The organism is Rhodanobacter terrae (assembly GCF_042657005.1).
GTDB classification, from domain to species: Bacteria; Pseudomonadota; Gammaproteobacteria; order Xanthomonadales; family Rhodanobacteraceae; genus Rhodanobacter; species Rhodanobacter terrae.
This window is the reverse complement of record NZ_JBHSNG010000016.1, coordinates 68,696-94,372: the sequence shown is the minus strand read 5'-3', so window position 1 is coordinate 94,372 and position 25,677 is coordinate 68,696. Positions and strand designations below refer to the sequence as shown.

Below are 25,677 nucleotides of genomic sequence, written 5' to 3'. Positions count from 1 at the left end.
ATGTCCAGAAGGCGCGCAGGCTGCGCCGCGCAGCTTGGCAAGACGGCCAGTCTTCCCTGCGCCGCGCAACACACCCTGCGCGCCTTCTGGACATCATGCCGCCTACGTAGAATTGATCAGAGCATCCTTAACGCCAGTCGGCGTCGCGCGCCGCGCGCTCGTGCCGGGCATCGAAGGCCTCGCCGCGGATGCGCGCGTCGACCGCTGTCTGGACGGCGGGGGGCATGCCGCTGGCGGCCTGCCGCAGTTCGCCGTCTTCAGGTTGTTTGGCCGCCGTGAGTACGGACAGCCGCCAGCCCTCATCGTCATGGCAAGCCAGGCCGGCCATCGTAGGCTTGGCGCGTTCGATGAAGGTGCGGCAGATGTGTCCATCGGTACTGCGGAAACTCAGGCCGATGCTGACCGCGGCGCGCGGATCGGGCTCGCTCGCCAGCGCCCGGTCAAGCGCGTCGGACAAGGGAGCCGTGGCGTATTGCCGGTCGTCGTGCAGCAGTGTTCCGCCAGCATGCCACCACAGCGTTACGGCCAGCACCGCGACCGACGCGGTCGCTGCCGCGACCGGCTTCCACCAGCGGCGGGACGCGCTGCGCCGGCCTGTGCCGAATCCCCGCCGGCCCGCGGACCGGGCCGGCGGTGTTGCCAGCCTCGACGCTTGCGCAGGTGCCGGCCGCAACTGTGCCGACAGGCGTGCCGGCACCGCCTCGTCGAGCACCGGGTCGAACGCTGCCTTCAGCTGCGCGCGCAGGGCGCGCGCCTGCTGCACGCGGCGGCGAAGCAGATCGTCGTGCACCAGCGCGGCGTCGATTTGCGCGGCTTTTGTCGCGTCCAGCTCGCCGTCCACGTAAGCCTGCAATGTGTCGTCGTCGATCGGGTTCATGTATCGTTTCCAAGATAAGACTGCAAAGTGGAGCGGGCGCGCGCCAGGCGGCTGGTGACGGTTCCCACGGGTACTTGCAACAGCTCGGCGGCCTCGCCGTACGACAAACCCTCGACCAGCACCAGGGCCACTACTTCACGATGATCTGGCGGCAGGGAAGCCAGTGCTGCGGCCAGCTCCAGCTTCCGTGCGGGTCCACTGTTTCCGTCGACAGCCATGACGCCGGCCTCCTCGCCCGCGAACAGGCGTTGCGATCTTCCGCGGGCGCGCAGCTCGTCCCGCCAGGCGTTGCGCGCGATCGCGAACACCCACTTGTCCAGCGCCGCATCCGGTCGCCATTGCGCCGCCCGGGTCATGGCCCGTTCCAGCACGATCTGCACCAGGTCGTCGGCATCGTCGACCTGTCCCGTCAACGCCCTCGCAAGGCGGCGCAGACGCGGCAGCAGCGGGATCAATCCTTCGCGCACGACCAGACTCGGATCCACGTATCGCCTTTCCATTACGTTTGAAGGGCACGATTCCTTCCCTCGCGAGCAACAGCGCGGTTCGGGAGCATAAAGTGAGCCAATGCTAGCATTCTGACCTTCGACTACCGACCGGTCCCACGATGCCGATGCAGCGCCCGATTTCCGTGCTGATTCCCTTGCTGTCCATCGCGCTGGCCATGGGCGGCACGGCGCCTGCGCGGGCGCAGCTGCGCGGTCCGCCGCGGGGTTTGCCCGAGGTGCACGTTCCCCGCGGAGGCATGCCCACCATGCCCCACGTGCCCGTTACGCTTCCTGCCGCGGCGGCCCAGCACGTCGACGATCTGGTGCACCAGACGCCGGCCGTCACGCGACAGTCGCAGATCGGTATCCTGCTGCGCGAGGAACCCAGGCGGGTGACGGTGGATCCTCACGGCGAGCCGGTGCTGCGTGGTGAATTCCTCGCGCTGGGTCTTGCGGGCGGGCAACTTCGTGCAGTGCAGGCACAGGGATTCACCGCAGACAGTCAGGTGTCGGCGGACGCGACGCTGGGGCTGGACATGGTGGTCCTGCACGACACGCGTGGACGCAGCGAGATCGAAGCACTGCAGGCGCTGCAGCGGGCGGCGCCGAAAGTCACCTTCGCCTACCAGCATCTCTATCTGTCCGCGGGCGGCGGCGATCTCCGCCAGGGCAGCGCGTCGGCGACCGGGCCGTCCGCCGCCGCGCCGCGCCGCGTCGGACTGATCGACGGCGGCGTTGACCTGGCCGATCCGGCACTGGCACGCGCACGCATCGAGCAACATGGCTGCGGGACGACCACCGTGTCGAGGCATGGCACCGCGGTGGCCGCGCGCCTCGTCGATGGCGATCCCGACACGCTTTACGCAGCGGACCTGTGGTGCGCCGGCCAAGTCGGCGGCGCCACTTCGAGCCTGGTGAACGCGCTCGCGTGGATGGCGCGCGAACGTGTGCCGGTGATCAACATCAGCCTGGTCGGCCCGGACAATCCGGTGCTCGCACGCGCGGTGCGGGCAATGATCGCGCGTGGCCACGTGCTGGTCAGCGCGGTTGGCAACGACGGCCCTGCGGCGCCGCCCTTGTTCCCGGCGGCCTACTCCGGCGTGATCGGCGTCAGCGGGGTCGATGAGCACGATCGCGTGCTGCCTGAGTCCGGCAGCGGCGACCAGGTGGCCTTCTGCGCATCCGGCGTGGTCGGACGCGGCCGCGACGCGCTGCGCGGTACGTCGTTCGCGGCGCCGATCGTGGCGCGAAGGGCCGCCCAGTTGCTTGATGCGCCGCGTCAGGGCGCGGCTGCGCAGATCGTGCAGCGTCTGGCCGCCGTGGCCCGCGACCTCGGGCCTCCAGGCCGCGATACGCGCTACGGCTACGGCCTGCTTTCTCCCTGAACACATTCCGAACGCGATTCGACTACAGGGAAGGATCCCGGGGTTCCGGGCGTAATGGACCTGGCAAGCCGCGGATCCACCGCGGGCATAAGGCTTCCGCATGCGAAACACCACTTTCGACATGACCTTGATCGCAGGAGTCTTTGCCTTGGCGATGACCGTGATGTGCCCTTCTCAGTAATTCGCCTTTGTGGCATCCCATAGGAGAGAGCAATGAAAATCCGACACCTCACACTCACGCTCGTTTGCGCCGCCGTGTTGGCCGGATTGGCCGCTGCGCCGGCCATGGCGCAGAGCACGACGACGTCCGGCACAAGCACCACATCGACCAACCCCAACCAGGAATCGACCCGGCTGAGCACGGAGTTCACCAGCTTCGCCGATTCGGACGCGAACTCGCAGGCGCTGGTCACCGGGTTGCGCAACGGCACCGCGATCACGTTGACCGATACCACGGCCGGCACCACCACCGGCACGACGACCACCACGACGACGTTCACGCCGGCCACCGGCAAGCTGGGCTACGGCAATGTGAAGATCGCGCTGTCGCTGGCCGAGGCCAGTCTGACCCAGGCCGGCATCACCGACCCGACCGCGGCCGAACTCGAGGCCGCGCTCAACGGCGGTACGCTGGTGCTGGCCGACGGCACCAGCGTCGACCTCAAGGGCGTGCTGGCCTTGCGCGCCGCCGGCGAAGGCTGGGGCCAGATCGCCAACAGCATGGGCTTCAAGCTGGGCGACGTGATGCGTTCGCCGAAAGCTGCCGGCAGCGTTTCCGCCAGCGCGCATGCGCATGCAAACGTGTCGGTCGACAAGGTCGTGTTTGGCCGAAGCCACATGACCGATCATCCGAGCGCGACCGACCACCCGGGCAAGCCCGATTTCGTGGGCAAGCCGGACTTTGCGGGCAAGCCCACGCTGCCCACGCTGCCGGATCGTCCGCAGCTCCCGGATCACCCCAGCCGCGTCGGCCGCCCGGGCGGCTGAGTCCGAGAGTCGTAGTTCATGCAGGCCCGGTGTGACGCTGGGCCTGCTGCCATTTCATCATCTGCAAGGAAACCCTTACATGCGTAACCCACAACACTGGATGATCGTCGGCGGCCTGCTGCTGATCGGTGCACCGGCGGCCCGTGCCGCCACCACGCCCGGCAGCGACCAGTTCAGCCTGTCCGCCGGTGCCGATTACAGCAGCGGCAAGTACGGCACCGACACCACCACCGACATCTGGTCGGTGCCGGTGACCGCGGCGTACCAGAGCGATCGCTGGACGTTCAAGCTCACCGTGCCATACATCAATGTCAGCGGTCCGGGCAACGTGATCCCGGGCGTGGGCAAGGTGAAGAACAACAATCCGTTGTGCCGCGGCGTGGGCCGTGCGGTCGGCGGCGCGATCCATGCCTGCGGCGGTTCGTCCACCGGCGGCACGGCGTCGACGACGACCAGCGGTTCGGCCTCGGGCCTGGGCGACATCACGGCGTCGGCCGGCTACGAGCTGTTCGGCAGTGCCGACCGCACGTTCGGGCTGGATCTCACCGGCAAGGTGAAGTTCGGCACCGCCGACGAGAACAAGGGTCTGGGTACCGGCAAGAACGACTACGGTCTGTCGCTGGATAGCTACAAGGTGAGCGGCGCGTGGACGGCGTTCGGCGGCGTGGGCTGGATGAAGTACGGCAGCTCGCAATACATCCAGCTGAAGAACGGCTTCAATGCGAACATCGGTGCCGACTACAAGCTGAGCACCAGCGACAGCATCGGTGCGTACTACTACTACCGCGAGCGGATCGCCGCCGGCGGCGCCCCTCAGAGCGAGCTCACCGGTTACTGGAACCACAAGCTCAGCGACAGCCTGCGCGTGCAGGCCTACGCGCTGGGCGGCTTCGCTAACGGCAGCCCGGACTACGGCGCGGGGGCGTCGCTGAAGTACAGCTTCTGACGGTATCCGTCGGGATCTCGGCCGGGCACCGGTACAAGAGCCCCTGATCTCCGATCAGGGGCTCTTGTGTCAATCTGGAAATCGACGGACACACGGAACGGCCGGACAGATAAGCACCGGTTTTTCACGCGCCGCACCGGCTGAACGGCGCGATCAGAACGTATATCGCAGCGTCAGCATCGCCGACCAGCGCGACACCACGCGGCTGGGGTCGTAGAAACCGCCGTCGTAGACCTGCAGTTGCTGCGGCTGATAGTTCCCGTTCTTGTCGGTAGGCAGCGAGTAGACGTACTGGCCCTGCGCATTCACGCCCGCGTAGCTGGCCAGCGTGCGCGTGGGGTAGATGCCGGTGTTGCTCGACTTGCCCCAGTCCTTGTTCATCAGGTTGAGGAAGTTGTACACGTCCAGCCGCAACTCGCCCTTGTTGCCCTTGAAAATGCCGGGCAGCTCCTGCGAGAAACTCATGTCCAGCGTGTTGACCCAGCCGGTGCGGTCGCCGTTGCGGCTGGCGATCTGTCCGCGGTGGTCGCGCAGGTAGGAATCGCTGGCCAGGAAGTTCTGGAACTGCTGGATCACCTGCGCACTGGTGCCAGCGGCATACGCCACCTTCGGATCGTTTGCCGACGGAATGTAGGCGGGGTCCCAGCCGGCGACGCTGTCGCCGTTGGCATCGTTGGCGAACACCCAGGTGTAGGGGTTGCCGGTGCGCCCGTTGTAGAACATCGACACCTGGCTGCGGTAGTCGCCGAAGAAATTGTGCTGCCAGGTCAGCGCGGCCTTGAAGCTCTTGGCGATGCTGTAGTTCGAGGTCGCCGCGACGTCGGCGTTCGGATTCAGCCGCGCCACGCGCTGGTAGCCGTTGTAGGCGATGGTGTCGGTGCCCGGATCGACGTCGGTGGCGTGGTTGAAGGTCAGGCTGACGTTGCCCGAAAGGCTGTCCGAGAACGGCTTGCGCAGCGCCAGCGTGAAGCTGTCCGACTTGCCCTTGTGGGTGTTGGTGAGCAGGGTCGACGCTGTGCTGAACGCACGGTTCTGGTTGGCCAGCGCATCGGCCGACTTGGGGGCTTCACCCGGCGTCTTCCAGAACTGCAGGCGGCCGTCGGGCAGCGTGCCGGTCGGCGCGCCGAAGTTGATCGCCTGGTACAGAATGCCGTCGCGTACCTTGATGTGCTCGTACTCGGCCGAAGCGATCAGACCCCACCACGGCAGTTCGCGGTCCAGCGCCAGGCTGGCCTTCCACACGGTGGGCAGGCGGAAATTCTTGGCGATGGTGTCGATCGAGCCGGCGCCGCCGCCCGCGGGGATGTTCTGGTTCAAAGGGTCCGGACTGAACGGGGCGCTGGCCGGATTGAACGAGGTGTACGAGGTCAGCGTGACGCCGTTGTTCTGGAACGGGTTGGTCATCCACACCGTCGGCGGCGAGGTCTGGAACAAGCCGACACCGCCGCGCAGCTGGGTCTTGTAGCTGCTGTCGAACAGATAGTTGAACGACAGCCGCGGTTCGACCACGCGGTTGCTCGAGCCCACCGTGTAGTTGTTGGGATAGCCGAACGCCTGCGCGAAGCGCGCGTTGTACACCGGCTGGGCACTGGAATGCGGAATGTCCACGCGCACGCCGTACTGCACCGACAGCTTGTCGTCGACCTGCCAGGTGTCCTGCAGAAACGGGCTGTACTGGCTGTAGGTCCACTTGCCGGCGATATCGGCGAGCGTGTAGCCCGGCGCGGGGTGATACAGCACGTACTTGTTGTAGTTGCCGGCCAGGAAGTTGCTGATGCCCCAGAAATTGTACTGGCCGAATTCGGTCTGGCCGAACAGGTTGTCGATCTTGTTGCGCTGGTAGTCGATGCCGCCCTTGATCGCGTGGTCGCCGAGGATATACGTGCCGGCGAGGAAGAAACTGAGCTTCTGGGTATCGATGTGGTTGTAGTGGCGGAACTGTTCCTCGCCGAGATTGATCGACGGCCCCTTGCCGTCCGCCGAAAGGTTCACGTTGACGGCCGGCTGTCGCCACGGCGCAGCGGTGTCCTGCACGTACTTCTGGAAGCCGATCTTGGCTTCGGTGGAGAAGCTGTCGGTCCAGTCGTCGAATACGTGGGCCACGTAGTTGTTGGTGGTGATCGTCTTGGTATAGGTGTAGCTGGTCAGGCCCACGCTGTTCGGGCTGTTGCCGCCCACCGCGGGCAGCAGCTCCTTGGTGTTCTGGTAGGTGAAGCTGGCGCGATGGTCGTTGCTGATGTTCCAGTCGATCTTGCCGAGGTAGCGCTTGTCGTCGTAGGTCAACCCGGTCGGGCCGCCGAAGTTGCCTGGGGTGAGGCCGAGCTGCTTGGCCGCTGCGATCACTTTCTGCAGGTCGCCCGGCGACACCTTGTTGCTGGTCGAGGGCCCCTGGCCCAGCGAATAATCCAGGCCGTTGGCCGAATCGGCGCCGATGCCGGTGGTTTTCTCGTGTTCGGCGGAGACGAAGAAGAACAGCTTGTCCTTGACGATCGGGCCGCCGACGTTGAAGCCGCCGGTCCAGTCCTTGCCATAGCCGTGGTAGGTGTAGCCGTGGTCGCTGCTGGGCAGCCAGCCGGCATCGCCGACCAGCTTGCGGGCATTGCGATACGCGTAGTACACCGAGCCGTGGTACTGGTTGGTGCCCGACTTGGTGACCGCGTTGATGTCGGCGCCGACGGTGTCGGAAATGACGTCGAAGTTGGCGGTGGAGATGTTGTACTCGGCGATCGTCTCCGGCGAAATGGGCGCCTTCTGGTACGGCAGGCCATTGGCGTTGAGGCCGAACGGATCGCCCTGGGTCACGCCGTCGACGCTGATGTTGTTGTAGCGGTTGTTCATGCCGTTGGCGGAGATCGCGCCCACGCCCTGGTCGAGCACGGTAATGCGCGGATCCAGCCGCGCCACATCGTCGATCGAGCGGTTGCCCTGCGGCGTGGCCTGCAGCTGCCGCTGCGAGATGTTGGTCGACAGCCCCTTGTTGTCCGAGGAGAACGTCTGCGCCAGCGAGGAGGCGCTCACGGTGACGCCGGCCAGTTCCTTCGCGTTCTGCACGCTGGTGCCCATGCTCAGGTTGATCGAGGAAGGCTGACCCAGCTGCAGGTAGACATTGCCTTGCTCGACGGGCGCCATGCCGGGCTTGCTGGCGCTGATGTCGAACGGACCGCCGACGCGCAGACCTAGCGCCGCATAACGACCGTCGGCATCGGTGGTCACCGCCTTGGTCGTGCCGGAAGGCTCATGCAGGATGGTCACCGTGGCACCGGCGACCGGCTGGCCCTCGGCGTCCAGCACGCGGCCGTTGACGCCCGAGGTGGTGACGTTCTGCGCGGCGAGAGGTGCCATGGCGAGCAGTGCGGCGATGGCGATCGGCAGTGCCCGTATGCGGATTGAATGTGTCATCGAGGGTCCTTTTGATGTGGTGACGGAACGGCAATGCCTCCTCGCACGAGAAACCCCGCCGGCGTCTTGTCCCCTTGGCCGGATCGTGGATGCATTCCCGCTGGCAATCGACGGACAACAGCGGCGAAACAGCCGGGATCGTCCGAGCCAGCCGAGATTCTAGACCGGTTTTTATGACAACCGAATGGCCCCCGGCCGCGGTGGCATGATAGGTCGGAATAGGCGCCGCGTTCCGTGAGCCAGCACGCTTGCCGGCGACGTCAAACTCAGAACGCCATGTCGAACGCCACCTCGCCCTGCACGCCGACCTGATATGCCGAGACGCGGCGCTCGAAGAAGTTGGCGACCTCCTGCACGTCCTGCAGGTCCATGAAGTCGAACGGATTCCTCGCGCCGTATTTCTTCGGCATGTCGAGCTGGGCCAGGCGCTGATCGGCGCAGTATTCGAGGTACTGGCGCATGTCCTTCACCGACATGCCGACCACGCCGCCGGCCAGTACATCCTCGGCGAATTGCGTTTCACAGGCGATCGCGTCTTCCATCATTTTCCCGACCTGCGCGCGCATGGCGTCGTCGAATAGATCCGGCTCCTGTTCGCGCACGGTGCGCACCACCTCGAAGGCGAAGGCCATGTGCCCGCTCTCGTCGCGGAACACCCAGTTGGTGCCGGCCGCGAGGCCGTGCAGCAGGCCTCGTGAGCGCAGGTAGTAGACATAGGCGAACGCGGCGTAGAAGAACAGCCCTTCGATGCAGGCGGCGAAACAGATCAGGTTGAGCAGGAACTGGCGGCGATGCTCGCGCGTTTCCAGTCGGCGAAGGCCCTGGATCGAATCGATCCACTTGAAGCAGAACGCACCCTTCTGCCGGATCGACGGAATCGTCTCGATCGCCGCGAACGCGCCGTTGCGCTCGGCCGGATCGGGAATGTAGGTGTCGAGCAAGGTGAGGTAGAACTGCACGTGCAGCGCTTCCTCGTACAACTGGCGCGACAGGTACATGCGTGCTTCCGGCGCATTGATGTGCTGGTACAGGTTCAACACCAGGTTGTTCGACACGATGGTGTCGCCGGTGGCGAAGAACGCGACCAGCCGCTGGATCAGATGGCGATCGGCCGCGGACATCTTCGCGTCGAGGTCGCGCGTGTCCATCGAGAAATCGACTTCCTCGACGGTCCAGGTGTTCTTGATCGCGTTGCGGTACATCTCGTAGAAGCCGGGGTAGCGCATCGGTCGGAGCGTGAGCTCGAAACCTGGATCGAGGATGTGGGCGTTGCGAGTGGGTTGGGCGGACATAGTGGTTCCTTGCATGGTTTCGCAGCCGATGCGGCGCGAATGGTTTTTGCCGTCATCCCAGCTTGACCAGCTCCGCTGTTGAGAAGCGCCTCGCTGGGATGACGAGCATGGCCCTACTGGCAAGCCTCGCAATACTCGGGATTCTCCAGTGAACAGAACACCGCGGCATTGGCTTGCGCCTGATCCACCAGGAGTACGGTCCTGTCCGCCGACACCGTGGTCTTGGCGATCTTCGTCGCCGGTCTCGAGCGCAAGTAGTACGTGGTCTTGATGCCGGCCTTCCACGCGTACATGTACATCGAGCTGAGCTGGCCGATGTTCGGGTTTTCCATGAACAGATTCAGCGACTGGCTCTGGTCGATGTAGGCACCGCGTGCGGCGGCCAGTTCGATCAGCGCTTTCTGCGGCAGCTCCCACACCGTGCGGTAGATCGCGCGCAGCCGTTCCGGAACGGCGAGGATGCCCTGGATCGAGCCCTCGGCCAGCTTGATCGCATCGCGGATTTCCTGCGTCCACAGTCCCAGCGTTTTCAGTTCGTCGGCGAGGTAGCGGTTCACCTGCAGGAAGTCGCCGGACAGCGTCTCGCGCTTGAACAGGTTGCTGACTTGCGGTTCGATGCATTCGTAGCAGCCGGCGATCGAGGCGATCGTGGCGGTCGGTGCGATCGCGATCAGCAGCGAGTTGCGCAGGCCGTGCTGCTTGATCCGTTCGCGCAAGGCATTCCAGCGTGCAATGTCGTGCGGGGCGGCGTTCGACCAGTAGTCGAACTGCAGCTCGCCGTTCGCCGCGCGGCTTTCCGCGAAGCCGGGGTGCGCGCCTTCGACCTCGGCCAGCTCGGTCGACATCGACAAGGCATGGAAATAGATCTCCTCGGCGATGCGGGTGGACAACGCCAGTGCTTCGGTCGAATCGAACGGCAGGCGCAGTTTGAAGAACACGTCCTGCAAACCCATCACGCCCAGGCCGACCGGGCGCCACTTCAGGTTCGCGGTGCGTGCGGTGTCGATCGGATAGAAATTCAGATCGACCACCCGGTTGAGCTGGCGCACCGCGGTACGCACGGTCGAGGCGAGCTGCTCGAAATCGAATGCGTGGCTTCCATCGGCGGCGCCGATCACGTGCCGTGCCAGGTTCACCGAGCCGAGGTTGCACACGGCCGTCTCGCTGGCCGAGCTCACTTCGAGGATCTCGGTGCACAGGTTGGACAGGTGGATCACATTGTCGGCATGGGCGGTCTGGTTGCTGGTGGCGTTGCAGCGATCCTTGAACGTCATCCAGCCGTTGCCGGTCTGCGCCAGCGTGCGCATCATGCGGGCGTAGAGTTCGCGCGCCTTCACCGTCTTCACGGCCAGGCCGTCGGCCTCCACCTCGCGGTACAAACGGTCAAATGTGTCACCCCAGCTGTCGACCAGCTGCGGCATCACCTTCGGGTCGAACAGCGACCAGTCGCCATCGCTCTCGACCCGGCGCATGAACTCGTCGGGGATCCAGTTCGCGATGTTGAGGTTGTGCGCGCGGCGCGCGTCGTCGCCGGTGTTGTCGCGCAGCTCGAGAAAATCCTCGATGTCGGCATGCCACGACTCCAGGTACACGCAGGCCGCGCCCTTGCGCTTGCCGCCCTGGTTCACCGCGGCCACCGACGCATCCAGCGTCTTCAGCCACGGCAGCAGGCCGTTCGAGTGTCCGTTGGTACCCTTGATCAGCGAGCCGCGCGAACGCACGCGCGAGTAAGCCAGGCCGATGCCGCCGGCAAACTTGCTGAGCTTGGCGACGTCGGCGTACTTGTCGTAGATCGACTCCAGCGAATCCACCGGCGAATCGAGCAGATAGCACGAACTGAGCTGCTCGTGGAGGGTGCCGGCGTTGAACAGCGTGGGCGAGCTGGCGATGTATTCCAGCGACGACAGCAGCCGATAGAGTTCAAGTGTTTCGCCGATCTCGTTGCCGCCGAGTGCGCAGGCGATGCGCATGAAAAAATGCTGCGGCGTCTCGATCACGAAACGCTGCTGCGGATGGCGCAGCAGGTAGCGGTCGTACACCGTGCGCAGGCCGAAGTATTCGAAGCGGCGCGTGGCTAGCGGATCGATCGCATCGTTCAACTTGCGCGCGTTGGTGGCGACGAAATCGCGCAGGCGCGCATTGAGGATGCCCAGTTCCGCGCCGCGCGCGATCGACTGCGAAAAGCTCTGGATTTCCTGGCCGCTGACTTCCTTGTCGATGTAGGCGCCAAGCAGGCGCGCGGCGAGCTGGCCGTATTCGGGCTCCTCGGCGGTCAGCGCGGCGGCGGTGCGGATCGACAGCTGATCCAGCTCCTGCGTGGTGGCGCCGTCGTACAGGCCGCCAATCGTCTTCAGCGCCACCCGCAGCGGATCGACGCCATGCAGGCCTTCGCTGCTGCGGGTCACCGCACGCACGATCTTGTTGACGTCGACGATTTCCCGGCCGCCGTTGCGCTTGGTCACGTGCATTTGGGACGGATTGTGGGACGGGGTCAGCTCGAAGGCGGTTTCGGGCGCGGACGGTGCGGCCGGTCCGGTGGCGACTGCTGCGGTGACGGATGGGTCGACGCGAGCGGTGGCGCGCTCGCGGGCTGCGGTATCGAGGGGTTGCATGGCTGGTGGCTCCCGGCATGGACATCAAACACCTGCTCCCGCGCGCAGGGCCTGAAGCGATGGATTCCGGGGCGGTTCGCAATGCAGGCCGTCATGCGGCCCATCACATTGCGACGTGCCTCCCCGCGGAAGCCATCACTACGCACCGGGACACGATCGTCCCGATGTGCCGGCAGGTCTTCGGACTTGCGGACATGGATCTTGCGATCCGCCTAGTTGCACCCGCTTCCCAGCCGCCGAGGGCCAGTGCATGTGGGCGCTTTCGTTTCCGCTTTACCGCTGCGGGGCAGTTCCGGATTTACACCGGATTCCCTTTTAAGCCCGACCGACGATCGCGTCTGGACGGGCACCGACGACACAACATATCGGGTGCCATGGGCACGGTCAACCCAACAGATTGTGTGTAAGTCGGGGGATAAGTCGTATGCCGCAAGCTGCGGCGCGGGCTTGGCGGGGATGCATTTTTTTGATGGCGGCCGGGAATCCGGCGGATCAGGCGGGGATCCCGGCGCGTCAAAGCGCGTCGTGGTCCAGTTCGCCGGTGCGGATCCGGATCACCTGTTCCAGTGTGCTGACGAAGATCTTGCCGTCGCCGATCTTGCCGGTGCGCGCGGAGTGCTGGATCGCTTCCACCACGCGATCGAGCTGATCGTCGGCGATCGCCACCTCCAGCTTGATCTTGGGCAGGAAATCGACCACGTATTCGGCACCCCGGTACAGCTCGGTGTGGCCCTTCTGGCGGCCGAAGCCTTTCACTTCGGTCACCGTCACGCCCTGCACGCCGACCTCGGCCAGCGCTTCGCGTACATCGTCCAGCTTGAATGGCTTGATGATCGCCACGACCAGCTTCATGGGCTTTTCCTTGAATCGACAGATATCGACACGATAAGAGCTGCATTCTGCCTGCCCGACGCGGTGTTGTCGCCTGAGCGGCAGCTGTGTAGGACAATCCCTACAACTTTTGACGGAGCGTACCGATGGCGGCCATGATTTTCATTCACCTAAACTTCATGTCGACGAGCTTGAGGCGCTATCCATGATGGATAGGCAGGATATCGATCAGATTGCCCTGCGACTTGTGTCGTTGGTACCGCCAGGACTGGCACAGGCGCAACAGGATTTGCGAGCCAATTTCCAGGATGTTTTGGCGCAGGGATTGCGCCGCCTCGATCTGGTCACCCGCGAAGAATTCGAAGTCCAGACGCAAGTGCTGGCGCGTACCCGCGCCAAGGTCGACGAATTGGAACGACGGGTGGCCGAACTCGAGGCCGCCGTAGCTGCACGCGGGGGCTAGCAACAACCGACCTCCCGGGAGCCGCCCCCGATCTGTCACCCTCACCCCGAGAAACGATCGGGGGCGGTTATTTATCAGCACCGCAGATGGAGTCGCTCGATGTCAGTGCATATCAGCGACTCCTTTTCCGTGCGCCATCGGCCAGCGGCCGCATGAGTCTTGCCGTCACCCTCAGCCGCGCCCAGGAAGGGATCGCCGCACCGCAGGTGATGGTCGAGGTGCATCTTTCCGGCGGCCTGCCCGCCACCAATATCGTCGGCCTGCCCGAGGCCGCGGTGCGCGAGGCGCGCGATCGCGTGCGTGTGGCGATCCAGAACACCGCTTTCGAATATCCCAACCGCCGCGTCACCGTGAACCTGGCACCGGCCGAGCTGCCCAAGGACGGTGGCCGGTTCGATTTGCCGATCGCGCTGGGCATTCTCGCCGCCAGCGGGCAGGTGCCGCGCGAGAAGCTGGACGACTGCGAATTCCTCGGCGAACTGGCCCTGACCGGTATCCTGCGCCGTGTCTCCGGTGTGCTGCCCGCGCTTTTGCGCGCACGCGCACGCGGCCGGCGCGTGGTGGTGCCGCGCGAAAACGCAGCCGAAGCCGCGCTGGTGCCCGACGTGGATGTCCGGGTGGCCGATACGCTGGCCGAAGTATGCGGCTGGTTGCGCGGTGCGCACGAGCTGTCCGCCCCGGTGGGCATTCCCAGCAACGGAGGCGCCGACGACGGTCCCGACCTGAGCGATGTACGCGGCCAGCTGCAGGCGCGCCGCGCGCTGGAGATCACCGCCGTCGGCGGCCACCATCTGTTGCTGATGGGGCCGCCGGGCACCGGCAAGACCATGCTGGCCGAGCGTCTGCCGGGCATTCTGCCGCCACTGTCCGAATCGGAGGCGCTGGAAACCTGCGCCGTGTGGTCGGTGGCCGGGCAAATCACCGATCTGGCGCGCTGGCGGCGGCGGCCGTTCCGCTCGCCGCACCACACGGCGTCGGCGGTGGCCCTGGTGGGCGGCGGCTCGTACCCGCGTCCGGGCGAGATCTCGCTGGCGCACAACGGCGTGCTGTTCCTCGACGAATTGCCGGAGTTCAGCCGGCACGTGCTGGAAGTGCTGCGCGAACCGATGGAATCGGGCCACATCATGATCTCGCGGGCGGCGCGGCAGTCGACGTTCCCCGCCCAGTTCCAGCTGGTAGCGGCGATGAATCCGTGTCCATGCGGTTATGCCGGCGATCCCAGCCGGCGATGCCAATGCACACCGGATCAGATCCAGCGTTACCGCTCGCGCATCTCCGGGCCGCTGCTCGATCGCATCGATCTTTGCGTGGAGGTGCCGCAGGTGCCGCTGGTCGATCTGGGTTCGCCGCGAAGCGGACGGGATGAGGATTCGGCCACGGTACGCGCGCGCGTGTTGGAGGCGCGCCGGCAAGCACTGATGCGGGCCGGGCGGCCGAACGCGGAAATCAGCACGCGCGAACTGGAGCGCGATTGCGCGCTGGGACCGGCCGAACGGCGCTGGTTCGAAGCTGCACTGCAGCAGCTGGGTTTGTCGGCACGCGCCTATCACCGGGTATTGCGGGTCGCGCGCACGATCGCCGACCTCGACGGCGGCGCGGCCTTGCTGGAGCGCGAGCATCTGGCCGAGGCGCTGCAATACCGGCGGATCTGAACGACAGTCGCCTCGACCGGCTGGACGCCTCAGCCAGCGCATGTTTCGATAAGACCGGGATATAGCCGAGGACTGCCATGACTATCGAGCTCGGACTGATGCTCGCCGGCATGCTGATGATCGGCTTCCTGGCGCAATGGCTGGCATGGCGGGTCAAGCTGCCGGCGATCCTGTTTCTGCTGCTGGCCGGCATCGTGCTGGGCCCGGTCAGCGGCGTGCTCGATCCGGACAAGTTGCTGGGTAACTTGCTGTTCCCGATGGTGTCGCTGTCGGTGGCGCTGATCCTGTTCGAGGGCAGCCTGACCCTGCGTTTCCACGAGCTGCCGGGCATCGGCCATGTGGTCCGTGGCCTGGTCAGTTACGGCGCGGTGACCGCGTTGCTGCTGCTGGCGCTGGCGGCTCATCTCGTCGCCGGCCTGACCTGGCCGATCGCGCTGCTGTTCGGTGCGCTGGCCTGCGTGACCGGGCCGACGGTAAACGCGCCGATGCTGCGCACGCTGCGGCCGAATGTGCGCATCGCCAATACGCTGCGCTGGGAAGGCATCGTGATCGATCCGCTCGGTGCTCTGTTCGCGGTGCTGATCTACGAAGCCATCGTGTCGCGCCAGGAAGGCCACACCATCGGCATCTTCCTCGCCACGATAAGTTGCGGGGCGGTGATCGGCTCGCTGAGTGCGTGGCTGACGGCGTTTCTGTTGCGCCGGCAGCTGATTCCGGAGTACCTGCACAACTACGCCGTGCTGGCCGCGGTACTGCTGGCCTTCAGCGTTTCCAACGCGCTGACGCATGAATCGGGACTGCTGGCGGTGACGATCATGGGCATCGCGCTGGGCAACATCCGCGGCGTGCATATCGACGACATTCTCGATTTCAAGGAAAGCCTCACCACGGTGCTGGTGTCGCTGCTGTTCATCCTGCTGGCGGCGCGCCTGCACTGGCCGCTGCCGGACGGCATGCTCGGCGCGGGCATCGCCTTGTTCGTGATCGCACAACTGGTGGTGCGGCCGCTGACGGTGGCGATATCGAGCTTCGGCAGCGGACTGAACTGGCGCGAGCGCACGCTGATCGGCTGGGTGGCGCCGCGCGGCATCGTGGCGGCGTCGGTGTCGGCGCTGTTCGCGCTGCGCCTGGGTGCGCTGGGAGTGGCCGGTGCCGAGGCGCTGGTGCCTTTGATATTCATCTTGATCATCGGCACGGTGGTCCTGCAGAGCGCCACGGCGCGCCCGCTGGCGATCTGGCTGAAGGTGGCCGAGCCGGAGCCGCGCGGACTGCTGATCTTCGGCTCCGACGAGGTGGCCCGGGCGCTGGGCAAGGTATTGAGCGAAGCGGGTTTTCACGTGATGCTCGCCGACGACGACTGGGACGGCATCCGTCGGGCACGCATGGACGGGCTTGCCACGTTCTTCGGCAATCCGGCATCGCCGCATGCGGAGCGCCATCTCGATCTCACCGGCATCGGCCGCCTGCTGGCGGTGTCGACCCATCGCGAGCGCAACTCGCTGGCCTGCGTGCACTACCGCGAGGAGTTCGGTCGCGACAAGGTCTATCGGCTGCGCAATCTGACGCCGCAGGAAAACACCGATCGGGTGGCGCTGTCCGACTACCTGCTGGCGCCACCTCTGTTCGACGAGGAAATGACGCATGGACGTTTCGCGCAGATGCTCGAACAGGGCTGGCGGGTCAAGTCAACCAAGTTGAGCGCCACCTTCGACTGGCCGCATTTCGTGGAGCAATACGGCTCGAACAGCGTGTTGATGTTCGGAGTCGAGGAGAAAGGTGCGTTGCGGGTTGCCTCGACCAAGCGCGAACTGGAGCCGAAGCCGGGCTGGACGGTGATCGCACTGGTGCCCCCACAGCCCCTCGCCGTCTGATCGCGCAACCACCACCATTACGCCGCGGAGGCATGCTTGAACTGCGCTTCCTCGGTCGAGCCGGTCAGCGCGGTGGTCGATGACTGGCCTTGCTGGATCGCCTGGGTCACGGCGTCGAAGTAGCCGGTACCGACTTCGCGCTGGTGCTTCACCGCGGTGAAGCCGCGTTCGGCGGCGGCGAATTCCTTTTCCTGCAGCTCCACGAAGGCGGTCATCTGGCGGCGTGCGTAGCCATGCGCCAGGTCGAACATGCCGTAGTTGAGGCTGTGGAAGCCGGCCAGCGTGATGAACTGGAACTTGTAGCCCATCGCGCCCAGCTCCTTCTGGAACTGGGCGATGGTGGCGTCGTCCAGGTTCTTCTTCCAGTTGAAGCTGGGCGAGCAGTTGTAGGCCAGCAGCTTGCACGGAAACTTCGCGTGGATCGCCTCGGCGAACTTGCGCGCGTCCTCCAGGTTCGGCTTGCTGGTCTCGCACCAGATCAGGTCGGCGTAAGGCGCGTAGGCGAGGCCGCGGCTGATCGCCTGGTCCAGGCCCGGGCGGACGCGATAGAAACCTTCGACGGTACGTTCGCCGGTGACGAACGGCTTGTCGTTGTCGTCGACGTCGGAGGTGAGCAGGTCGGCGGCATCGGCATCGGTGCGCGCGATCAGCAGGGTCGGCACGCCAGCGACGTCGGCGGCCAGGCGCGCGGCGTTCAACTTGTCGACCGCCTCGCGGGTCGGCACCAGCACCTTGCCGCCCATGTGGCCGCACTTCTTGACCGAGGCCAGCTGGTCCTCGAAGTGCACGCCGGCGGCGCCCGCCTCGATCATCGCCTTCATCAGCTCGAACGCGTTGAGCACCCCGCCGAAACCGGCCTCGGCATCGGCCACGATCGGCACCAGCCAGTCCATGTCGTCCTTGCCTTCGGCGTGATGCAGCTGGTCGGCGCGCAGCAAGGTGTTGTTGATGCGCTTGACCACCAGCGGCACCGAGTTGGCCGGGTACAGCGACTGGTCGGGGTACATCTCGCCGGCCACGTTGGCGTCCGCGGCAACCTGCCAGCCGCTCAGATAGATCGCCTGCAGGCCGGCCTTGACCTGCTGCATCGCCTGGTTGCCGGTGAGCGCGCCGAGCGCATTGACGAAGTCTTCCTTGTGCAGCGATTTCCACAGCCGCTCGGCGCCGCGGCGGGCCAGCGAGTGTTCGACCGCGACGGTGCCGCGCAGGCGGACCACGTCCTCGGCCGAGTAATTGCGCTGGACGCCGGTCCAGCGGGGATTGTTGTTCCAGTCCAGGGTGATCTGTTCGGCGCTGGGCGAGGTGGTCTTCATGGCGTGACTCCGTAAGCGAAAGTCGATAACTCGGGATCGAGCGGTATCAGGCGAGCTGGTCGTAGGCGGGCAGGGTGAGGAAGTCGCCCAACCGGTCGGCGTGGGTCATCGCCGTGAGCAGGGCGGCAGCGGCGTCCGCGCGGGCGGCACCCGGATGCTGGCTGTCGCGCAGGCGGTGGGTGTGCGTGGCTACCGCATGGTCGAACAAGGCGAAGTCGATCGGCGCGTGATCGGAGAACTCGAGAGGCGCTCCATCGGCCGCCGCATCGGCGTGATGCAGCCATTGCCACAGTTGCGCGCGGGCGATCTCGGCGGTGGCGGCGTCTTCCATCAGATGGTGGATGGGCACGCAACCCAGACCGTCCAGCCACGCGGCGGTGTAGCGCAGGCAGACCTCGACGTTGTTGTCGAAGCCGGCGCGGCTGATCGTGCCGCTGGGCGCGGCGAGCAATAGGTCGCGAGTCACCTCGACGTCCTTGCGCAGCACGCTGAGCTGGTTCGGCGCCGGCATGTACTGGTCGAAGATTTCCTGCGCGACGGGTACCAGCGCTGGGTGCGCAACCCAGGTGCCGTCGTGGCCGGCCTGCACCTCGCGCAGCTTGTCGGCACGCACCTTGGCCAGCGCGGCATCGTTGGCCGCGTCATCGCCCTTGATCGGAATCTGCGCGGCCATGCCACCCATCGCGAAAGCGCCGCGGCGATGACAGGTCTGGATCAGCAGCTCCGAATAGGCTTTCAGGAACGGCGCGGTCATCTGCACCTGGCCGCGCTCGGGCAGCAGCCGGTCGCGATGGCCACGCAGAGTTTTCAGATAGGAAAAAATGTAATCCCAGCGGCCGCAGTTGAGTCCGACCGCGCGGCAGCGCAACGCGTGCAGGATCTCGTGCATCTGGAACGCGGCCGGCAGCGTCTCGATCAGCACGGTAGCCTTCATCGTGCCCACCGGCAGCTGCAGCTCATCCTCCGCGGCAGCCATCACCTGGTCCCACAGTGCGGCTTCTTCCATCGCCTCGAGCTTGGGCAGGTAAAAGTACGGCCCGCGCTGGCGGCTGTGCAGCGCGCGGGCGTTGTGCAGCACGAACAGCCCGAAGTCGACCAGCGCACCGGCCATCGGCTCGCCGTCCACGCTGAAGTGCTTGTCGTGCAGGTGCCAGCCGCGCGGACGCACCACCAGCACCGCCGGCTTGTCGTTGAGGCGATAGCTTTTGCCCTCGGGCGAGCGGTACTCGATCGTGCCGTTCACCGCGTCGCGCAGGTTGACCTGGCCGTCGAGCTGGTTGGCGAAGGTGGGCGCCGAGGAATCCTCGAAGTCGGCCATGAACACCTTCGCGCCGGAGTTCAACGCGTTGATGATCATCTTGCGTTCGACCGGGCCGGTGATCTCGACGCGACGGTCCTGCAGCGCGGCCGGGATCGGCGCCACGGTCCAGTCCGACTCGCGGATCGCCAGCGTGTCGGCGCGGAAATCCGGCAGGCCGCCGGCGTCATAGCCCGCCTGGCGCTCGCGCCGGGCTCGCAGCAGGAGCCGCCGGGTGGCGTCGAAGCGGCGATGCAACTGGGCCAGAAAGCCCAGTGCCGCGGGGCTCAGGATGCTTTCGTAGCCGGTGTGACCGGCATGGATTTCAACAGCGCCGATATCGAATCGTTCTTGCGGGACTGCCATGAGCTCGCTCCGTGTCGTGGATGGCTCGAAGCTAGTCACGAATCATATATTTGACAAAGTGAATGTTTCAATCGTTACTATGAGCATATGTAATACATACTTCAACTCATTGAAAAATCACCATGAAAAAGCCTGCCAGCGCGCTGAACAAGCCGAAAAAAATACGCCGCAACGCAGCAAAAGACCGCGTCGGCGGCCAGCCGGCGCCGGAAAGCGGCGGCCGCTACTACTACAAGGGCAACCGCCACAAGCAGCTGCGCGCGTTTGTCAGCGTGGTGAAACTGGGCACGCTGACCCGCGCCGCCGAGGCGCTGTTCGTGTCGCAACCCACCATCAGCCTGCAGTTGCAGGCGCTGGAGCGGGAACTCGGCGTGACTCTGCTCGAACGCAGGCGCCGCCGCATCAACCTCACCGATGCCGGCGAGGCGCTGTACGAACTGGCGCGGCCGCTGGTCGAGGGCTGGGACACGCTGGATCGGGATTTCCAGGCCAGGGTGAAAGGGCTGCAGGGCGGCCGTCTGACCATCGCCGCCGGTGCCTCGACCATCCAGTACCTGCTGCCCGAACTGGTGCGCCGCTATCGCGAGCTGTTTCCCGCGGTGCAACTGCAACTGGCCAACGTCACCGGCAAGGACGGCATGGCCTTGCTGCGCGCGGACGAGGCCGACTTCGCCGTGGGCTCGATGCTGGACGTGCCGAACGACATCGCCTGGGCGCCGGTGCATCACTACGACCCGATGCTGATCATGCCGCCGGATCATCCGCTGGCGGCGAAGGCAAAGATCACGCTGGAGGACTTGTCGCCGTACGGGTTGATCCTGCCGCCGCAGCGTCTGTCCACCTACCGGCTGGTCGACCTGGTATTCCAGCAGCGCCAGGTGCCGTACCACGTGGCGATCGAAGTGGGCGGCTGGGACGTGATCAAGGAGTACGTGGCGATGGGCATGGGCATCTCCATCGTCACCGGCATCTGCATCACTGCGGCCGACCACGACCGTCTGGCCGTGCGCAACATGAAACAGTTCTTCCCGCAGCGCAGCTACGGCGTGGTCATGCGCAAGGGCAAGTTCCTCAGCGCCGAGGCGCGCGCCTTCATCGATCTGATCCGCCCCGGCCTGCTGACCCATCGCGACTACGACGAATCGGGCCATTCGGCGCGCTGAGCGGAGGCCGCGTCGGCAGGAGGGCCAATGTGCCGAAGTGCCCTCGTCCCGAAACATCGTCGAGGCCTCCGCTCAGCCTGGCGAACGGTCCCGCAGCGAACGAGGCGGCACCGTCTTATTGCTTGCTGCTCGGTATCAGTTCCGATTCCGCTCGATCCAGTTCCGGTAGCTGCGGTAATGATGGATGGCGAAGCCGGCGAACGACGGATCGTCGTGAAATGCCTGTTCCACGGTGCCCAAGGCCCGCTCGAACACCTTCGGCCCCGCCTTGTCGAACGTGACCTTCTCCGGCTCGTCGGGCGAAACCTCGAGACCGATCACCACCTTCTTGCCGGCGCGGTCGGCGTAAGTGATCTCGCCGGCGGCGTGCGAAAGGATGCTGTCGCTGCCTTCGGCCTTGTTGCGGTAGTCCATCAAGGCGACGTAGTCGAACAGGCCGATGACGTGCTCGCTCACCGGGCGCCTGACGCCTTTCCATTCCAGATCGATGCCGTCCAGCCAGAAAGGAATGGCAGGTCCCACGGCCAGGGTGGCGTGGTATCTGCGCTTGATCTTCATCAGCGCGTCGCCCATGTCCAGGAAATCGGCGAGCAGGCGCTCGCGGGTGCTGTCATTCCACTCGTCGAGGATGTGCGGCTCGATGTCCAGGTTCGCACCGTCGAAGCGCGCCGCGGCGGGTGCGGCGGCGTTGTACTGCACCACCCGGCGGAGCATGTCCTCGGCCTGTTCGCGATAGGCGGGAAGCACGTATTTCTCGGTGTGCAGGTAGGCCGAACCGAGCAGCGCGTACACCTTCATGTGCCGCCGATGCAGCCGCTCGACAAAGGCGCGGTACAGCTCGGGATGCTCGACGATCAGGTTGTGGCCCTGGTATGCATCGGCGTAGAGGTACACGGTATCGATGCGCTGCGACCGCAGGTAGGTCACCGCTTCCCGTGCGACGGCCGGATCCTTGACCATGGCGTAGGAGTCGGCTTCCCAGGTCCAGACGGCACGACCGACCTGGCCCGTCGCGCTGATCGGCAACATGCACAGCAGAAGCAGCAGGCACCGATGGGAGAAGCGGTTCATGGCGCGCCTCTGGCTGTAGTGTTGCCATCCACCGGTATGTGGTATCGCCCTTGCCCGATGGCTTTGCCGGTTTGCGGATCGGATGGGAACACCGATACGTAGCAGCGACTGCTGCAGGCATCGGGACGCTGCAGGGTCAATTGCACCTGCTGATGTTCGTTCGCGGGAAGCCGCAGGGCTACGCCCGAGGTTTCCTGGAGTTCGCGACCGTCCTCGGCGGTCAGCACGGCCAGCGGCACGAACGCACGGCTTGGTTGCGCATCGCCATTGTCGAAGCTTACCGTCAGCTGCACACCATGGCCGGCCAGCGTCACCTCGGTCGATTCCGTCGACAGGCCATGCACGACCGGCGCGTTGCCGGTCGGCTGCAGCTTTTGCGCGACGGTCTGGTAGGCCACCAGTTTCGGCGTCGCCCCATCGGGAGTCAGTGCCAGATTTTGCATGAAGATCGCATTGGCCTGTTCGTAGCGCCGCTGGCGGCCGGTCGCCCAGCCGAGCGTGGCGGCATCGTCGACCGGGATGAGGTGCATGCCGTCCTGCAGTTCGAACAGTTGCCCGTTGTGCAGCCACCAGCGGCCGGCCAGGTAATCCGGTGCGCTGGTCTTGGTCTGCTGCAAGGGCAGTTGATGGATGTTGCGGAAGCTGTCGTCAAGGTCCAGGCCGGTGCCCAGCCACGGCGTCTGCGCCGGCCGTTTCAGCCCGTAGGTATGCGCCAGCAGCGCCAGCAGCGATGGCGCGACGTCCAGCTGGGAGGACACGGCGCGTACGTGCCGGCCCTGCTTGAGCAGCGGTGAGAAGATGATCAGCGGCACGTGGTAGCGGTCGATGTGCTCGCCCATCGGGATCTCCGGCAGGCGATGGTCGCCGGTGATCACGAAGATGGTGCTGGCGTACCACGGCTGCTTCGCCACCGTATCGAAATAACGGCGCAATTCGTCGTCGGTGTAGAGGATGGTGCTGTAGATGTCGGCGTTGGCCCGATAAGCGGCGAGCTGATCGTCGGGGATGCGCAGTTCGCGCAGGCGTTGTTCGAAGCGCACGAGATAGGCGTCCTGGCCAGGGAACTTGTAGGCGGTGTGCATGGAGATGGTCTGCATCGCCAGCAGGAACGGGGTCTGCAGTTGTGCGTTGTCGGCCAGCACGCGCGACACCAGCTCCTTGTCCGGGTAGCCCCATTCGCTGAAGGGGTTGAGCTGATAGCCGGGGCCGAAGCTCTTTCTGTCCACCAGGTGCTGCACGCCCTGCAGCTGCATGAACTCGCGTTCGTCGTCGAAGCCGGTGTCGGTGCCGTTGTAGAACGCGGTGTGGTAGCCCTGCTGCTCCAGCAGGCTGAACAGGCCCGGGCTCCGCGGCATGCGCGCACCCAGCGAGGTGAAGCCCTCCCTGGCGAACGGCGCCGAGTTGAACAGGCTGGGCAGCACGCCGAAGGTGCGGCCCTGGTTGGAGAGGAAGTTGTCGAAGTACAGGCTGCGCGTCGCCAGCTCGTCGAGGAAGGGCGTGAAGCTTCCCAGCGATGCCTGCGGACCGGAGAACGAGCGCCCCAGCCCCTCGACCACGATCATCACCAGGTTGGGCGGGTGGCCGTCGGAGGTGGGCGAGAAGTAGGGACCGAGCGTATCCGGCGTCTGCTCCGGGTGCAGGAACGGGAATCGCGGGTCCAGCGGCGGCTCGCCGGCGCGGGCGGTGGCCGCTGCCGCCTGGCCTGGCGCGGCTGCCGCGGCGGCGCCGCTGTTCGACCAGCGCCGGACATCGGCGCAGAACCACGCGAGTTTGTTGCTGGCCAGGTCGCGCGCCGCATCGTCCTTCAGCGCCTGCGCACCCGTCGGCAGCGACGGCAACCATGCCAGCAGGCCGGCGATCAGCAGCAGGCTCGTCCAGCGCAAGGAACCAGCAGCCCATCGGCGCGCGCACAGGTACAGGCCGCCCCAAAGCAGCAGCAACGGCAGGGCGTAGGCCAGCACGCTGCGCGGATCGAGCGGCGTGCCGCCGGACAAGGTGGTGCGGATTTCCGTCATGCTGTAGCCGAACAGGTCCGCTCCCAGCGGCACGTGCGCCACCTGGAAGTACTGGTCGAGCCCGGTCTGCACCACGATGAACAGCGACCACAGCGCGGCCAATGCCACGCTGCGCAGCCGTTCCTGCCGCAAGGCCAGCAGAGGAAGCGACAACAGCAGCAGAATCGGCACCGCACGCAGCACCACCAGCGCTGCCTGCACGAGTGCGATGCCGGCGATGGCCCATTTCTGGCTGCCGTCCCAGGCGACATCGGCGACGCCATTGACGACCGCGCACGCCACCAGCGCGAACTGCGCCAGCAACAATGCCGGGAATGCGACGGAAAAGCGTGACCAGAAGTTGCCGCCACGCGCGGAGGCCGGCGACGGTGCCATCACCACAGCGAGTACAAGGTCAGCGAGAGGATCTGTTCGTTGACGCCGGCTACGTCGCTGCCCTCGCCATAGCCGGCGCTTACCTTGAAGCCCCAGCGCGGCGACAGGTAGTGGCTCCAGGCGACTCCGATGGCGGCGTGATTGTTGAATACCTGGGTGCCGTAGCGATTCAGGTCGGTGCTGCGGCCGTTGCCGAGGCTCAGCTCCAGGTAGTCGTAGGCATCGCCACGGTAGTAGTTGCGCAGCAGGAAGCGGTTGCTCCAGCTGCCGGAACCCGCACCAGGCACGTATTGCAGCTTGTAGCGCGCGTACCAGTCGCCCCAGTAGCGACCCACGCCGGCACCATAGAACTGGGTGTCGCTGGAGAAACGCAGATGATCGATGCTGGCCGACAATTCCCAGCCGCGGCCCACGCCCTGGAACACCTCCGCGCGCCATTCCTGCTGCGGCAGGATGCCGGAGCTGGGGCCTTGCTGGTAGCGCAGGTTGGCGTAGGCGCGCGACCACAGCGGCACGTAGCCATCCAGTGCCCAGGCATTGTCGTCGGTGCCGAAGTGATCGGAACGCAGCAGCTCCAGCGCCAGCGAGCCCCGGCTGAAGTAACGGCGCAGCGACAGGTCGACGTCGTTCCAGCCTTGCTGCCCGCCGGTGAAGCCGGTGTGGTCCCAGCTGAGGCTGGCGCCCCAGTCGTATCCGTTGCCGAGGCCGTCCGTTCGCGGCAACAGGCTTTGCCGCAAGCTGCGTATTTCGGCGGGGTTCGCCCCCAGCGCCGCGGCGGCATCGAAATCGGCGCGGGCGGCGGCGGGGGCTCCCATGTCGCGCCAGGCACGACCACGCGCGATATACGCTGCTGGATCCCGGGGTGCCAGTTTCACCCAGTGCGAATAGGCATCGGCCGCCTGTTGCGGACGGCGGCTCCAGCGATAGACATCGCCGAGCGCCGACCACGCATCGGCGTAATCCGGACTCTGCTGCACCACCGCGTGCAGGTCACTTTCGGCCGCGGCGTATTGCCCGTCCCAGGCGTAGGTGCGGCCACGCGCCAGCAGCAGATCGCCGTTGCCGGGGTGCTCGGCCAGCAGGGCCGTGTAGCGCTGGATGGCCAACTGCTTCTGACCGCCGGTGGCGAGCTGGCGTATCTGCGCCATCTGTGCCGTCAATGCGTCGGGCGCGGCGGTCTGCGCCATCAGGCAGGGCGAAACCGCCGTCAGTGCCAGCAACAAGGGCCACCGGACGTCGAACGTGCGGGATGGATGCCATGGCTTGGCCGCGGA

The 25,677-nt window shown here is 65.8% G+C and carries 18 protein-coding genes and 1 riboswitch; of the genes, 7 read left to right on the top strand and 11 right to left on the bottom strand.

What is annotated here, in order from left to right; all coding sequences use genetic code 11:
* Nucleotides 1-127 precede the first annotated feature (127 nt).
* Both ACFPPB_RS14415 and ACFPPB_RS14410 read right to left on the bottom strand, forming a co-directional pair.
* Entirely contained in the window at nt 128-877 is a 750-nt protein-coding gene (locus ACFPPB_RS14415) for an anti-sigma factor family protein (RefSeq protein ID WP_377328270.1), read from the bottom strand.
* Nucleotides 874-1,362, bottom strand: a complete 489-nt coding sequence (locus ACFPPB_RS14410) for an RNA polymerase sigma factor (RefSeq protein WP_377328268.1) — start codon at nt 1,360-1,362, stop codon at nt 874-876. The genes ACFPPB_RS14415 and ACFPPB_RS14410 overlap by 4 nt, the downstream gene beginning before the upstream one ends.
* A gap of 128 nt (nt 1,363-1,490) precedes the next feature.
* On the opposite strand from ACFPPB_RS14410, the gene ACFPPB_RS14405 reads away from it, so the two are divergent.
* From ACFPPB_RS14405 to ACFPPB_RS14395, 3 genes are all read left to right on the top strand, one after another.
* Entirely contained in the window at nt 1,491-2,750 is a 1,260-nt protein-coding gene (locus ACFPPB_RS14405) for a S8 family serine peptidase (protein WP_377328266.1), read from the top strand.
* 213 nt (nt 2,751-2,963) lie between these two features.
* Nucleotides 2,964-3,737 (top strand): hypothetical protein, encoded by a 774-nt coding sequence (locus ACFPPB_RS14400; protein WP_377328264.1) that lies wholly within the window; start codon nt 2,964-2,966, stop codon nt 3,735-3,737.
* Between the two features lie 79 nt (nt 3,738-3,816).
* Nucleotides 3,817-4,683 carry a transporter gene (locus ACFPPB_RS14395; RefSeq protein WP_377328262.1) on the top strand — a complete coding sequence of 289 codons (867 nt, stop codon included), beginning with the start codon at nt 3,817-3,819 and terminating at the stop codon, nt 4,681-4,683.
* A gap of 153 nt (nt 4,684-4,836) precedes the next feature.
* Here ACFPPB_RS14395 and ACFPPB_RS14390 read toward each other — a convergent pair whose 3' ends face one another.
* The 4 genes from ACFPPB_RS14390 to glnK form a co-directional block, all read right to left on the bottom strand.
* Nucleotides 4,837-8,082, bottom strand: a complete 3,246-nt coding sequence (locus ACFPPB_RS14390; protein WP_377328260.1) for a TonB-dependent receptor — start codon at nt 8,080-8,082, stop codon at nt 4,837-4,839.
* Between the two features lie 266 nt (nt 8,083-8,348).
* Entirely contained in the window at nt 8,349-9,374 is a 1,026-nt protein-coding gene (locus ACFPPB_RS14385; protein WP_377328258.1) for a ribonucleotide-diphosphate reductase subunit beta, read from the bottom strand.
* A gap of 113 nt (nt 9,375-9,487) precedes the next feature.
* A complete protein-coding gene (locus ACFPPB_RS14380; protein WP_377328256.1) occupies nt 9,488-11,986 on the bottom strand; it encodes a ribonucleoside-diphosphate reductase subunit alpha in 2,499 nt (832 codons plus the stop codon).
* 154 nt (nt 11,987-12,140) lie between these two features.
* A riboswitch (cobalamin riboswitch) is annotated at nt 12,141-12,355 on the bottom strand.
* Nucleotides 12,356-12,499: 144 nt separating this feature from the next.
* Nucleotides 12,500-12,838 carry a P-II family nitrogen regulator gene (gene glnK, locus ACFPPB_RS14375; protein ID WP_377328254.1) on the bottom strand — a complete coding sequence of 113 codons (339 nt, stop codon included), beginning with the start codon at nt 12,836-12,838 and terminating at the stop codon, nt 12,500-12,502.
* A gap of 184 nt (nt 12,839-13,022) precedes the next feature.
* Between glnK and ACFPPB_RS14370 the strand changes: the two genes are divergently transcribed.
* The 3 genes from ACFPPB_RS14370 (at nt 13,023) to ACFPPB_RS14360 (ending at nt 16,803) form a co-directional block, all read left to right on the top strand.
* The gene (locus tag ACFPPB_RS14370) at nt 13,023-13,280 is read left to right on the top strand and encodes an accessory factor UbiK family protein (RefSeq protein WP_077442975.1); all 258 of its coding nucleotides are present in this window, start codon (nt 13,023-13,025) and stop codon (nt 13,278-13,280) included.
* 152 nt (nt 13,281-13,432) lie between these two features.
* Complete coding sequence (locus tag ACFPPB_RS14365) at nt 13,433-14,932, top strand: YifB family Mg chelatase-like AAA ATPase (RefSeq protein WP_377328252.1); 1,500 nt, start codon at nt 13,433-13,435, stop codon at nt 14,930-14,932.
* Between the two features lie 77 nt (nt 14,933-15,009).
* Complete coding sequence (locus ACFPPB_RS14360; RefSeq protein WP_377328250.1) at nt 15,010-16,803, top strand: cation:proton antiporter; 1,794 nt, start codon at nt 15,010-15,012, stop codon at nt 16,801-16,803.
* Nucleotides 16,804-16,820: 17 nt separating this feature from the next.
* On the opposite strand, the gene aceA is transcribed toward ACFPPB_RS14360, so the two are convergent.
* Nucleotides 16,821-18,116: an isocitrate lyase gene (gene aceA, locus ACFPPB_RS14355; RefSeq protein ID WP_377328248.1), complete on the bottom strand. Its 1,296-nt coding sequence runs from the start codon at nt 18,114-18,116 to the stop codon at nt 16,821-16,823.
* Nucleotides 18,117-18,162: 46 nt separating this feature from the next.
* Nucleotides 18,163-19,779: a malate synthase A gene (gene aceB / locus ACFPPB_RS14350; RefSeq protein ID WP_377328246.1), complete on the bottom strand. Its 1,617-nt coding sequence runs from the start codon at nt 19,777-19,779 to the stop codon at nt 18,163-18,165.
* 122 nt (nt 19,780-19,901) lie between these two features.
* Here aceB and ACFPPB_RS14345 point away from each other — a divergent pair, with 122 nt between their 5' ends.
* Complete coding sequence (locus tag ACFPPB_RS14345) at nt 19,902-20,942, top strand: LysR family transcriptional regulator (RefSeq protein ID WP_377328244.1); 1,041 nt, start codon at nt 19,902-19,904, stop codon at nt 20,940-20,942.
* 135 nt (nt 20,943-21,077) lie between these two features.
* On the opposite strand, the gene ACFPPB_RS14340 is transcribed toward ACFPPB_RS14345, so the two are convergent.
* From ACFPPB_RS14340 to ACFPPB_RS14330, 3 genes are read right to left on the bottom strand one after another with little or no spacing between them, the layout of a single operon-like run.
* On the bottom strand, nt 21,078-22,013 hold the full coding sequence (locus tag ACFPPB_RS14340) for a hypothetical protein (RefSeq protein ID WP_377328242.1): 936 nt from the start codon (nt 22,011-22,013) through the stop codon (nt 21,078-21,080).
* Nucleotides 22,010-24,403 (bottom strand): LTA synthase family protein, encoded by a 2,394-nt coding sequence (locus ACFPPB_RS14335; protein ID WP_377328240.1) that lies wholly within the window; start codon nt 24,401-24,403, stop codon nt 22,010-22,012. Before ACFPPB_RS14335 ends, ACFPPB_RS14340 begins: the two co-directional genes overlap by 4 nt.
* A complete protein-coding gene (locus ACFPPB_RS14330; RefSeq protein ID WP_377328238.1) occupies nt 24,403-25,626 on the bottom strand; it encodes a YaiO family outer membrane beta-barrel protein in 1,224 nt (407 codons plus the stop codon). The genes ACFPPB_RS14335 and ACFPPB_RS14330 overlap by 1 nt, the downstream gene beginning before the upstream one ends.
* Nucleotides 25,627-25,677 lie beyond the last annotated feature (51 nt).